Below are 12,832 nucleotides of genomic sequence, written 5' to 3'. Positions count from 1 at the left end.
GCAAAATTGGCTTTTTACTGGAGTTTAGTCTCGGCGCGACGCTTCCGCCGCACCGAGACTGATTGTGCCAGTTATGTTATTTATTGTAGTACAATAATACTATATTCTAGCGATCGCCTGTGCCAGTTGCGTAAGTCCTGTAGAAAAGCAAGTTTAGATTATATTATTAGTAATGGCGGAATTATTCACAATGCAATTTCTACTCAGGAATGGTCGGGAGATGCTGCTGTTCATGTTAGTATTGTTAACTGGGCAAAAGAAAAACCAAAACATATTTTTTTAGATAATGTTGAAGTCGCGTTTATTACTTCATCATTAAAGACGGAAACATCAGTTGTAAATGCTGTAAGGCTAAAAGCAAATAAAAACTTATCTTTTGAGTCTTGTGCGCTTGGTGGCAAAGGTTTTATAGTTTCTGATGCAGAAGCACAAGAATGGATTGCTAGAGATCCTAAAAATAAGGAAGTTCTCAAACCAATGGTTGATGGTAAAACTTTGATCAATCCTTATCAAGAGCTAGACTGGGTGATTGATTTTAATGATATGTCTATAGAAGAAGCTAGTCAATATAGATTACCTTTTCAGCGTGTAGAGCAAAAAGTCAAGCCGGAAAGAGATATTAATCGTAGAAATGGAAGAAGATTAAACTGGTGGACATTTGGTGAAAAAAGACCTGCTATGAGAAAAGCCTTGAAAAATCTGAAACTTTATTTCGCCATACCCAAAATTACTAAATGGGTAGTTTTTACACCTGTGGATGTTTCTATTTTACCTTGTGAAGCTAATATGGTCATTGCATCAGATGATTTTTATATTCTAGGCATACTCACATCTAAAATCCATCGCCTGTGGGTTAAAGCTCAAAGTTCAACTTTAGAAGATAGAACTCGCTACACTAATACAACCTGCTTTGAAACATTCCCTTTTCCCCAAAGCCCGGACTTGAAATTAGTTGCAGAAATTCGCGCCCAAGCTGAAAAACTCCATGAATATCGCAGCCAACAAATGGAATCTAAACAGTGGGGAATCACTACATTATATAATAAATTCTTTAACGAACCCACTAGCCAATTATATAAACTGCATCAACAGTTAGATAAATTAGTTATGCAGACATATAACTTTCAACCCAACGACGACATTTTAGAAAAACTGCTGACCTTAAATTTACAACTAGCGGAAAAGGAAAAACAAGGTGAACCCATCACAGGAGTTGAGAACCCCCCTTGCGCTGAGAAAAGGGAGGATAATTAATTAAAGCTTGGCAAAAAAGAGTTATTTTTGTAGATTACTTTTGTAGATTACTTTTGTAGATTACCAACGTGTAAACCGCACTCTTTAATAGTGGACTCTTCCCACCACCAACGCCCCTCTCGTTCATGCTGGTTGGGTAACACAGGTCTGGTGCAAGGTTCACAACCAATGCTGATAAAACCCTGCTGGTGTAATTTATTGTAAGGCACATCTAAAGCGCGGATGTATTCCCATACTTGGGCAGAAGACCAATTAGCTAGGGGGTTAAACTTAATTAATTGATGGTCTGGGGTAGAAAAAGCAGTATCAACCTCGATGACGGGGATATGGTTACGGGTACTGGGGCTTTGGTCTTTACGCTGTCCAGTAATCCAAGCATCAAGGGTATTAAGTTTGCGGCGTAATGGTCTAACTTTACGAACACCACAACATTCTTTATGACCATCTTGATAGAAACTAAACAAGCCTTTTTCTTCTACTAAAGCTTGTACTTCTGCACTGTCGGGAAATTGCACTTCTAACTTAATACCATAATGTTGTCGCACTTGATCCAATAACTGATATGTTTCCGGGTGCAAGCGTCCGGTATCCAGTGTAAATACACGGAAGTTTTTAGTTATTTTAGATGCCATATCAATTAAAACCACATCTTCAGCACCACTAAAGGAAATGGAGATATTGTTGAAACTTTCCAAGGCAAGTTTGAGAATTTCTCTAGGTGTTTTGTGACTATATTCTGCTTCTAGGGCAGTAATATTTAAATTCGTTGGCGCAGCTACCATATGTTTAGTGTTCTCCTTAATCTAACCCATATTGTAAGCTGTTGTGCTGCTAAATCCAATCATCTGTATTTCATATGGCGGTTTTCGCTGCTTAGTGAGGTACATCATTAACAAGCAGGATGCTTGTGTTACAGGGTAGCACCGGCTTCTAGCCGGTATTCAAAAATCACGACAGATATGTAAACCAAATTCAGTCGGTTTCAAACCGACTTCAGCTTTCAGGCGGGGAATTCATTCCCCGCGGCAATCGCAGCATGAACAGCTGCTTGGCGCAATTCACTCATTCTACATTCTACATTGACGCTCATAGTATTTGTGCGCCGCCATGGCCATGGCTAAAAATCCCCACAGGATCATACCTGCTATACTCAGCATAGTACTATTACCAACTAACTGCACACAAGAAACCAAGCCAATGGCCCGGGCTGCGCTAACAAAACTATCAAAATAAGCTTCTTTGTATTGAAATACGCTGACTAATATTAAGATTAATCCCCCCAGATAAGGTATAGCACCTAACCAGCCTAGGGTAAAAAATGTATCTAAAATACCACTATCCAATACCAAAACTTCTATTTGACCGGTTTCTTCATCCACAGTCCAGATATTTCCTAACCCATTACCTAAGACATTAGACAGGGCTAAACTTAAATTTTTGTCATAACTCCCGGATCTATCTCGAAAACTAGTATCTTTTTCTAAATTAGAAAAACTCTCTAAACGCCCTGTGACCACTTCAGATATAGGCTCAATATTTGTCAGAGGAATAACACACATGACCATGATGAGAATAATGGTAATTAGGCGCATTTGAATCCGCGTTTTAACTGAGCCAAAAATCATCACTATTCCTAACAACCAACCCAACCAACTAGTGCGTACTTGTGCTAACAAAAAAGACAAGTAACCCACTGCGGAGGCGGGAAAAATTAAAGCCCCAGAACTGGTAAATAATAACAACAGCCCTGTTTGCATCACTGAGGAAAAGGGACCGGGTGAGTGTAAAGCACTCCAGACCCGCATTCCAAAAGGTTCTGGGTCTCCGGAACTAGTGAACATTTTGGATTCTATCAGCCAGTATCTATCCCACTCAGGGGCTACCACAAATTGATATATACCATAAATACCTAAAATCAATACTCCCCAAAGGAAGATACGTTGAAGATTTTGGCGGTAACTGGGATAATCTCGCCAGTTGATATACAAGTGAAAAGCAAAGATAATGGGACTGAGCCAGTCTAAAAAACCTCGTGCTACTGCCACGGGTTCGTTATGAATTAGACCTACTAAAAAACCATATAACACGCCAATAAATGCTAGAATAAACGGCATTCCTCCCTGTTTTCCAGCCCTGGGAAGGTGGCGTAATAATGAGCCTATAGTTATAAATACTACTAAATAAGGTGCGACCAACATCTGACGGGTGGGGTCCCAGCCAATTCGATAGTCAACTAAGCGAGTGGCTAAGGGGGTGAGGAACCATATCCACCAAGTAAAGCCGATGTAAAGAATGGGATGCCATAAGTATAAAAATATGGCTACCGCCAATGCTGTGACGGGATAAACTAAGCGCAACAAGTGAGCAGCACCAGCAAAATAACAAACTAGGTTAAGTAGTAAAAAACCGCAGATAATCAACCAACCCTGTAGCGATCGCGCCGAGGGAAAAAAGTGTGATTCTAAAAAACTATTAAAATGGATTTGTTTGGAAATCACAATTAGTCTCCCAATTTTATCTGTAATTATTGGTTATTAAAAATTGTTGATGTGCTTGCCAACGTCCTAGCCAAGAACTTAGTAATTTTTTTCCAGCCAGTTCACCTTGACTGGGTAACAGTCGCAACCATTGGATTAAGCCTAAACAGTCTCTTGTGCCCACAAAGACAGCCCAAAGCCAAAATACCATATGGCGCGATCGCGGTAAATGTTCCAATATGACTAAAGTTTCATTATGAACTAAGTTAATCAAAGCGGTTGAATTAAAACTATTGCGTTGGTCTTCATCAAAACGTTGGGCTGGATAGTGATCTACCCCTATGTGCGGGTCATAAATTATCTTCCAACCAGCCCGTTTTAAAGAAAGAGTAAATGCCATTTCAAAGTGTACCTGCGCTCCCGTCCCCCGCATTCGTTGATCAAATTGTAACTGTCCGACGGCTTGAGTACGAAAACTCATGTTTACGCCTTTGAGTACATCAACTTCCCGGGGTTCTCCTACTCCCAGATGATGGTTACCAATCACCCGCCCAAACCACTGCAATTTACCAACTATCAGCTGTTTTCCGTCTTCGATTTTTTGACCATGATACACCCAATCACGACCACCAACACCACCAATGCAACCATCACTGATAAAATGAGCGTTGATTTTTTCTAACCAATCAGGATGGGGTGCAGCATCATCATCAGTAATAGAAAAAATATCTCCAGTCACAGCTACCAAGCCGGCATTAAGTGCGGCTACTACTCCTGGTTGTGTCACTTCCACTATTTGCAGTGGTAAGCCTTGGGGATGAAATTCCGCCAAAAATTGCCAAGTTTCTACATCAGAATCTCTAACTACGATAATAACTTGATCAACTGGTTTAGTTTGTCCTTGCAGTGCTAACAGACAGCGTAATAGATCCAGAGGACGGCGATAAGTGGGGATGAGAACTGTATTCCTCATGATTAATTAACTCTTCAAATAAATCTAGATAAGTTTTTGCCATGTGGGACCAGCTATGTTGTTCTGCTACTAAACGGGCTGCTTTTCCCATTTGTTGGCGCAAGGGGGGATGGCTAGTTAGTAACTGTAAGGCCTTGGTCAAAGCCTCAACATCATCAGAGTTAGACAAAACTATCCCCGACTCTGGGGTTACCAAGTCAGCAGCACCGGTGGAAGTTGCAGTAATCACAGGTAAACCAGAAGCCATTGCTTCAATAACCACTAAGCCGAAGGGTTCATAACGTGAGGGGAAAACCAAGAAATCCGCAGCCTGCATCAGTTCTGGCACATCAGACCTTTGCCCTAAAAAATGCACTCGCTCGGACAGTCCCAGTGATGCTGCTAAGTGAACATAAGGACTACCTTCGGTTTTTCCGGCTACTGCTAGATGTAATTCAGGAACGGAGACTAAAGCCTTTAAAACGGTATCTAAGTTTTTGCGACTTACTCTAATATCCCCTGCAAACAGTGCTAAAGGTACGCCTGGGGGTAGTTGCCATTTTTGGCGTTTATTAACTTGTTTGCAACCATCCCTCACTGCTGGGGAAAACTCTTGTAAATCTACGCCGTTTAAAATAACTTTGATGGATGCTAAAGGTACACCTATTTCTAATAAATCCCTGGCCACTTGATGAGAAACTGCTACTACTACTTGAGCTTGGCGAAAAGCTTGTTTTTCCCAATAAGCGTTTACAGTTGTGTATAGCCACTGGTAAAAGTTATATATAAATTTACCTGACTGTATTTGAGTGGTTCTAGAGGTGAATTTCAGCCAAGAATTATGGACAAAATGTACTGCATTCACATCTCCGGCGGCGTGGGTAATTGCCCCGTTCACCTTCACTATATCCAGTTTGTGGCGATTTTTCCTCAACCAATTTGTACTTTTAATGGCAAAGATGATATTACGAATAAGCTCTGTAGGCCATCCTGTAACCGCAATGGGAACCCAGTCCACCAGGGGATTTTGCTGTAATTCTACATCTACTTGACTAGCTAGTAATGTCAAGTGATAACCGCGTTGAATTGCTGCTTGGGCAACTTCATAATTAACTCTACCTTGACCATCGCCTTTTTTGACTGTGTGGGTAACAATGCCAATTTTCATTGATTTTACTGGGACTTAGGTATTCTTAATAATTTATTAGCTAAGATTTGCGGGGTAAAGCTGAGAGTTAGAGCCGCTATGGTTCGCAGGTTAAATTTTTGCTGTTGCAGTGCTTGCCAAAGATAAGGACGTGCTGATGCTGTTTGTTGATTTCGCAGTAAACCAATGGCTAAAGTTGTATGAGATTCTAACCACTTTTGTTGAAAGTGGGTTTTAAATTCCTGGATGCGAGGATCTTCCATAAGGATTTGGTAACAGAAAATTTCGCTTTTGGCTTTGCGGATTTTTGCTTCTGCATTTCTCCGACCACTCAACTGGGTGTCAGTCTGCTCATGTTCTCGATATAGTGTTAGTTTTTCTGGATGATAGTAAGCACCATGACCGGATACAGCGCAAAGATAAGTTAAATATAAATCCCACATACCGCCAATTTCTGAAGGAATACTATCCCAATCAATTAAATTATTGCGAATTACACAAGCGGTAGCAGTGGGTATACTTTTATCTATTAACCCAATTTTATGGAATGGTTGGTGGACTCCTGGCGCTAGTTTATCTCGCTTGTAACTGGAAGTATTAACTTCTGTTTTAGCAGATTGAATTTTACTCTGTGCATCTATGATATATTGGTCACAAAAAGCCAAGATGATCTCAGAATTGGCTTCTAAAGGTGGTATTAGCTTGGCTAAAAAATCGTGATGCCACATATCATCATCATGCAGACTGGCTACATATTTACCATTGGCTATTTTGAAACCGTGCATCTGATTAGCAATCATGCCTAGATTTTGCGGTTGTCGCCAAAAGCGAATGCGTTGATCTGCAAAAGATTCTACAATGGGCAGGGGATTTGTGGGACTACAATTGTCACAAACAATAATTTCAATGTTTTTATAAGTCTGGTGAACAGCACTAGCGATGGACTGCTGGAGATATTGCGGTCGGTTATAGGTGGGGATAATAACACTAACTAGGGGTGGTGTAATGGTGGTATTTGGCAACATAGGCAACATAATTTAGTTGTGATTGGGTCATGCGATCGCTGTTAGGATGTTCAGCTTATAGCATTTCTTAAACACGTGAAATACAAATGTAAATGATCGTCTTGTAGTGTGAGCATACCTCCACTGCGCTCAGTACAAGTCCTGCTGGCTAAGGATGTACATTAATTGGGCAAAGTTCCCCATATTAGCTTTAATTTAATGTGCAATCTGTCATCACAAAATCCGGTTAAATTTGCTTGGTGTTTATCCTGGTTTTCCCATTTCATATTGAGTTTTATGATATTCCCATAGCTTACCTTTTAGTTCTAGTAATTCTTGATAATTACCTTGCTCAACAATGCGTCCTTGTTCTAATACCACTACTTTATCGGCTTGGGCGATGGTAGAAAGACGGTGAGCAATGGCAATTACTGTTCTACCTACAGATAGCTTTTCGATAGATTCCTGAATTAAGCGTTCAGTCACAGAATCTAGAGCGCTAGTGGCTTCATCCAAAATCAGAATTTCTGGATCACGCAATAAAGCGCGGGCGATAGCAATTCGTTGGCGCTGTCCTCCAGATAACCGCACACCCCTGTCTCCTAGTTCTGTATTTAAGCCTTCTGGCATTTGATCAATAAATTCTAGTGCATTTGCTAATTGAGCAACTTTGCGAATTTGTGCTTCACTTGCGCCTTTTGTACCATAGGCGATATTCTTCCCCACAGTAGTATTAAAAATAAACGTATCCTGACTGACAACAGCTATTTTGTTGCGTAAAGATTTTAAGTCAAATTTGCGAATATCTACCCCATCAATCAATACATTTCCTGCGGTTGGGTCATAAAACCGGGGAATTAAATCAATCAATGTACTTTTACCAGCACCAGTCCCTCCCACTAAGGCTGTAGTTTTACCCTTTTCTATGGTGAGAGTAATATTATTTAGCACTAAAGTATTAGGATTGTAGCCAAAATCAACGGAAACTATATCAATAGAATACTGTAGCCCAGTAAATTTGAGATAGCCATTTCGCAAATAACTTTTATTGTCAGCCCTGATCAGATCCTTAATATTATCTGCCGCACCTTGGAGTGTGCTAAGATGCGCTCTAGTACCATTAATATCTTGAACAATAGGTACAATGCGAAACAGCACAAAGAAAAATGTTAGCAAAGAAGCAACCTGTAGACTGCCATTAGCCACAAAAACAGTAAAAGCAAAAAGAATCATAGTAACCAAAATTGTACTAGCTACGGCTTCAGCTAGTGGTCTAACCAAGGAAAAAGTTAATACAACTTTAGTAGAACTACTAACTACTTGATCGCTAGCATGATAAAAACGTTTGCGTTCAAAATCTTGGGTGCAAAATGCCTGTACTGTGCGAATTGCGTTAATAAATTCCATGGCTATTGAGGTAAAATTACCATTAGCAACGGCAGTACTAAAACTCGTTTCTCTAGCCCGAGCATTGAGTGTTGATAGTCCTACCCCCACTAAGGTGAATAATAAAAAAGAAATAATGGTCAGTTGCCATGATAATAAACACATAGAGATAAAATAAACAAAAACTGTCATTCCCCTAGTGATCAAAAATGCCGCTCCACTAAACCACTGTCTCATTCTTTCAATTTCAGTGGTGATGGTATTAACAATTTCACCAGAGCGAGTTTTGGCAAAGTAACTTAAAGGTAAACCTTGTAACTGATCAAAAATCTGCTTCCGCAAGCGATCAGCCAGCAACAATTGAGATACTTCTGTATATACTTGGGCTAAGTAATTAAAACAAGCACGTACCCATGTAGTTAGTAAAATCAATAAGGAGATGCGATATAATCTATTAATAGGCGATGAGTGAGAAGCTAAAACCAAAGTGTCAAACCAGGTAATTCCAGTTTGCATTGGTTCCGCATCAGGAGTAGTTAAATTTTGCAAAAATGATAAAAGAAAACCAATACTAAAACCTTCAAATGTGGCCGCAATAAATGAAAATACTAAGGCTAAAAACGCCACTTTACGGAAGTTCTTAAATTCTCGCAAAATTAAATAATTACTGCGCCAAAATTTAGTATTTTTAAAGCGATCGCCTAGTATGTGAACAGCTTGAATATACATGGATATTTTCTAACCGAGATGTGATCACTGAGATAATATTCATATAGATGCTCCGTCACTGAATCAGGGCTACCTAAATAAAGGTGAAACCCTGTTCCCTGTTCCCTGTTCCCTATAAGGCTGACTCTTCCCATGAATTGGTGATTTTGGATAATTGATTTATCTGCTGTCGTCCAGCTAAAGTTAATCCCATAGCATTTTCTAAAGTACAACTACGAGACCTAATCAAACTCATTTCACCCCGCAGCACATTCCACAACTGGGGTAGATGGTCTAAATGATATTTACCCATCCAACTATACCTTGGATTGGTGCAAAACTTAAATGCTTGAAACAGTTTACCACCTTCTCCTACGTACCAATCACTAGTAAAAACTGCTCCTGGAGAATCAAGCTGTAACAGGATAAATAACACCAGCATAACTGGACTGATGAGTAATAGCAAAAATAAAGCAGCAATCCAGTCAACTATTTTTTGCCCACGGCTTGGTTTAGACTTTTGAGAAGGTGAGCGGAGAAATATAGGCTTACCCGCTTGTTCACAAGCTTGAAGCCAAATTTTTACACAATCTTCACCAATGCGGGGATCTACACTCACTAAATTTACTACAGAATGCTTTAAGCAATTCACCAATAATTCCTGGTTATGTAAAGCAGGTAAATAAAGCTGGTGATTTGCTCGAGAGTATCTAACCAATAACTGACCGCGCCGCCATTGGAGTGTATAGTATGAAAAGCGATTATTTTGGTGTTGCTGGATATCAGGAGAGGATTTTTCTAGGGATGGAATTAATGAAGTTGTCATATGTCTTTGGAATTATACTATACAGTGATTTGCCAGTGATTTGCCAAAGTTAAGATTAAACGCCATCAATGCCAAAGACTTGAAACATAATTGGGCTTGGCTCCCAAAATATGCTTTTTAAATTTGTACTTTAGTTCACATTCTGGTTAATTTTTCTGGTGTGTAGATTGACAAAATCAGTAGCAGTTAATTTGGGGTTATAACTCATGATGGAGAAGTGCAGAGGAAATTTCCCAGTTGATTAAATGCTCGATAAATACATATCTACTTTTAACTACCACTGCCTTGTTTATGTAATCTCACCAAACCAGTTTACCTTTGTCTTTTAGCTGTTGAGCAGGGGCGTTAATCCCTAGAATATAAGAGTTTAGGGAAAACCCATAGGCTGAAATAGATTCTTTATTTAGTCTTTAAATATTCAGTCATTTATTTAGTTAATTATAAAGCTGCTATAAATATAGTTAATTATAATTAGTAGTAACACTTACAAAACTTACACATGAAAAACATCAGTCATGGCGCTTTACAGCAGCTTGAAATCTAATTTAAATTAGATTGATTATGTTTATGAAATGCACAAAACCTTATTTTCTATTAACTTAAAAAAATATGTGCGAACTTATACCAAAAGGCGCGATCGCACATAATATAAAACCTTTCAATTGGAAAATTAATTTATTCCCTCATATCCTTTACCCAAAATATGAGTTATTTTTCTAAAGCTTGTTGCAGTGACAATGTAGAGGACTCAGAGGGTTGGGGATAACGTACATAGGTACTACCAGAGCCGGAGACACCATTAGCTACAACACCAATGAGGTTTAACCTACTTAACATAGCCGTAGCTTGAGCTAATTGGCTGCGAGTTATCTTACTCATACTGGCAGTTAAGACCACACTACGACAAGATGAAGCGGTGAGCATAGCATCCACTAAACCGAGAACGGGAGCAGCATCTATGAGTACCAAGTCATAATTATCTTCAAATGCTCTGATTAATTGCATCATTCGTGGTGAACTCAAAAGATTTGCCGGGTCAACCGGTGTAGGACCAGCTGTTAAAATATCAATGTAGGCAGAACCTAAAGTTTGAACGTCAATGTGTCGGGGGAGAGTCACATCACTGGACAGGAGAGTAGATAGCCCTTGCTCATTGGGCAGATTGAGTTGTTCATGCAGACTGGGCGATCGTAAGTTAGCATCAATTAATAATACTCGTTTGTGTAAACGAGCCGCGCTCATAGCCAAACCCAAGGCCAAAGCTGACTTACCCTGATCTGGTAAAGCCGAGGTAATCATCAGAGACTTTAACTCAGAGACAGAATTTAAAAGTTCAATATTTTTGAAAATTAAATCCAATGATTCCCAACGCGGTGGTGATTGTAACACCTGAATTGTCCAGGGAGCAAGAACTTCCGGTTTACCAAAAGGCAACTTGATCATTGATTGTCTGTTTTTGGTAGTTGGTAACTTGGGAGTAGTTCCCAACAAGGGTAAAGAAACCTGCTTTTCTAATTCAGCGGTGGTATGAACAGCATCATCAGACGCTTCTCGAATGAAAGCAGCAATACCCCCCAGCATTAGCCCAACCACTGCGCCCAACAAGAGATTCTGCCGCAGATTGGGACCCAAGTACTTACCTAATTGCGGTTCTTCCACAACTTCCCAGTTAAAACCACCCTTAGCTAATTCTTGGCGTAGTTTCTGTTCCGCTCGCAATAGCTCCTCTAATCTTTCACGGCTAAATTGTAGCTGTGGCATAATGCGGTTATAATAAGCCAACAAAGGCGGAAAGCGTTTGATTTCCTGGCGCAATTGATTTTCTTTCTGTGCCAAAGTTTGATCCCTGGCGCTTAAAGCAACTATAGCTGTTTGTGTTTCCACTAACTGAGTAGCCAGATTCAAATCAATTTCACCGAATTGACCTTGTTCCAAAAGAGGTTGTTGGGAAGAAAGTACACTATTAGACTGTATACCTAAAGTTCTACCCACCTCTTGTTGTAATAATTGCTTTTGGCTTTCTAGTTGTTCTTGCAACTGCTGCACGTTGGGAGTTGCATCTGTAAAGCGTAAACGTTCCTGAGCTAGTGCTAGTTCAGTTTTTTGAATTTCGTTGAGTAAGCTTTGGTAGCGAGTAGACTGACTAAGGCGAGAAGCAACCAAAGCATTTTTTGGAGAACGCTGGAGTTGTTCTTGCAAAAACTTTTGGCGGGCTACAGCTTCTTCATACTGAGAACGTGTAGCGCGACGCTCTTGTTCAAGACTATTTAAAGAATCTTCTAGGGCTTTAGCTTGGGACTCAGGATCAATTAAATTTTGGTTTCTGCGAAATCTTTGCAGGTTAGCCTCCGAAGCATTCACTTCTTCGCTGGCCCTGCTTAACTGTTCCCTAACAACTTGTAAACCTTTTTGTAAACGGGAATTCTGCTGCTGTTTGTTATATTCTACATAAACTTCGCGAATTGCCGCCAAAACATTCTGTGTTTTTTCTGGATCATGAGCAGTATAGTCCGCCTGGAAAATCTTTGTGGCTAGATCATCCTCTTTGGTTCTGAGTTGCTCCAGCACTAAAGACTTTTGAATTTCTCTGACAGTGATATCGGGATAATCAGATCGCAATTTATCAACTGCTTGTTGTAGCAGACCGGAACTTTGCATCAAATTTAGTTGGGTTGCTGTATCTATCTGAATATTAGGCTCCACAAATTGACTATCTGTCTCTGTCTCAGCTCGTTCTTTTTTACCTTGATAATTAGGTTCTACAAGTAGCTGCATCGTGCTTTTGTAAGTGGGCTTAGTCTTATGAGTTACTAAAGCTGCTATGGCGATTGAAGTAATCAACAGGGCTAAGAACCAGGGGAATCTGCGAATAAATATCTTAAACAACTGTCCATAACTGGGTTCTGTCTGAGAGTTATTAAGGTGATTTATACCACTAAGACTAGGTTGATTCATTTTTATTATCCTTATCTAAGAGATGCTAAGTTTAGCTTACTTCCCCACAGGGGTATATTTATCTTGAGGCTATGGGTGTGAGTGCAGTTATGCTCATAGATACCATGAGGTAGCTATAAGTAT

At 39.8% G+C, this 12,832-nt stretch carries 9 protein-coding genes; 1 reads left to right on the top strand and 8 read right to left on the bottom strand.

Annotation, left to right across the window (positions count from 1 at the left end):
• Window positions 1-1,254 (top strand): type IIL restriction-modification enzyme MmeI (locus NWP17_RS14540; protein ID WP_342394014.1); only part of this gene is annotated, 1,254 nt, incomplete at its 5' end.
• Window positions 1,255-1,301: 47 nt separating this feature from the next.
• On the opposite strand, the gene NWP17_RS14535 is transcribed toward NWP17_RS14540, so the two are convergent.
• From NWP17_RS14535 to NWP17_RS14500, 8 genes are all read right to left on the bottom strand, one after another.
• Entirely contained in the window at window positions 1,302-2,036 is a 735-nt protein-coding gene (locus NWP17_RS14535) for a phosphoadenylyl-sulfate reductase (protein ID WP_280655607.1), read from the bottom strand.
• A 285-nt stretch (window positions 2,037-2,321) separates the two neighbouring features.
• A complete protein-coding gene (locus tag NWP17_RS14530; protein WP_280655606.1) occupies window positions 2,322-3,752 on the bottom strand; it encodes an O-antigen ligase domain-containing protein in 1,431 nt (476 codons plus the stop codon).
• Between the two features lie 16 nt (window positions 3,753-3,768).
• Window positions 3,769-4,704 (bottom strand): glycosyltransferase family 2 protein, encoded by a 936-nt coding sequence (locus tag NWP17_RS14525; RefSeq protein ID WP_280655605.1) that lies wholly within the window; start codon window positions 4,702-4,704, stop codon window positions 3,769-3,771.
• Window positions 4,622-5,851, bottom strand: coding sequence for a glycosyltransferase family 4 protein (locus NWP17_RS14520; RefSeq protein ID WP_280655604.1), 1,230 nt, complete (start codon window positions 5,849-5,851; stop codon window positions 4,622-4,624). Before NWP17_RS14520 ends, NWP17_RS14525 begins: the two co-directional genes overlap by 83 nt.
• A gap of 5 nt (window positions 5,852-5,856) precedes the next feature.
• Window positions 5,857-6,864, bottom strand: a complete 1,008-nt coding sequence (locus tag NWP17_RS14515; RefSeq protein ID WP_280655603.1) for a glycosyltransferase family 2 protein — start codon at window positions 6,862-6,864, stop codon at window positions 5,857-5,859.
• 234 nt (window positions 6,865-7,098) lie between these two features.
• The gene (gene hepA / locus NWP17_RS14510) at window positions 7,099-8,949 is read right to left on the bottom strand and encodes a heterocyst formation ABC transporter subunit HepA (RefSeq protein WP_280655602.1); all 1,851 of its coding nucleotides are present in this window, start codon (window positions 8,947-8,949) and stop codon (window positions 7,099-7,101) included.
• Window positions 8,950-9,061: 112 nt separating this feature from the next.
• Window positions 9,062-9,754: a heterocyst development glycosyltransferase HepC gene (hepC, locus tag NWP17_RS14505; protein ID WP_280655601.1), complete on the bottom strand. Its 693-nt coding sequence runs from the start codon at window positions 9,752-9,754 to the stop codon at window positions 9,062-9,064.
• 708 nt (window positions 9,755-10,462) lie between these two features.
• Entirely contained in the window at window positions 10,463-12,709 is a 2,247-nt protein-coding gene (locus tag NWP17_RS14500; RefSeq protein WP_280655600.1) for a GumC family protein, read from the bottom strand.
• Window positions 12,710-12,832 lie beyond the last annotated feature (123 nt).

This window comes from Chrysosporum bergii ANA360D (assembly GCF_029891735.1).
GTDB classification, from domain to species: domain Bacteria; phylum Cyanobacteriota; class Cyanobacteriia; order Cyanobacteriales; family Nostocaceae; genus Umezakia; species Umezakia bergii.
Note: the sequence above shows the minus strand (reverse complement) of the source record. Positions and strands in the feature narration are given on the sequence as shown.

Excerpts from the sequence above, each read along its gene's own strand:
- NWP17_RS14520 (WP_280655604.1), bottom strand. The coding sequence starts at position 5,851 with ATGAAAATTGGCATTGTTACCCACACAGTCAAAAAAGGCGATGGTCAA.
- NWP17_RS14500 (WP_280655600.1), bottom strand. The coding sequence starts at position 12,709 with ATGAATCAACCTAGTCTTAGTGGTATAAATCACCTTAATAACTCTCAG.
- hepC (WP_280655601.1), bottom strand. The coding sequence starts at position 9,754 with ATGACAACTTCATTAATTCCATCCCTAGAAAAATCCTCTCCTGATATC.
- NWP17_RS14525 (WP_280655605.1), bottom strand. The coding sequence starts at position 4,704 with ATGAGGAATACAGTTCTCATCCCCACTTATCGCCGTCCTCTGGATCTA.
- NWP17_RS14515 (WP_280655603.1), bottom strand. The coding sequence starts at position 6,864 with ATGTTGCCTATGTTGCCAAATACCACCATTACACCACCCCTAGTTAGT.
- NWP17_RS14535 (WP_280655607.1), bottom strand. The coding sequence starts at position 2,036 with ATGGTAGCTGCGCCAACGAATTTAAATATTACTGCCCTAGAAGCAGAA.
- hepA (WP_280655602.1), bottom strand. The coding sequence starts at position 8,949 with ATGTATATTCAAGCTGTTCACATACTAGGCGATCGCTTTAAAAATACT.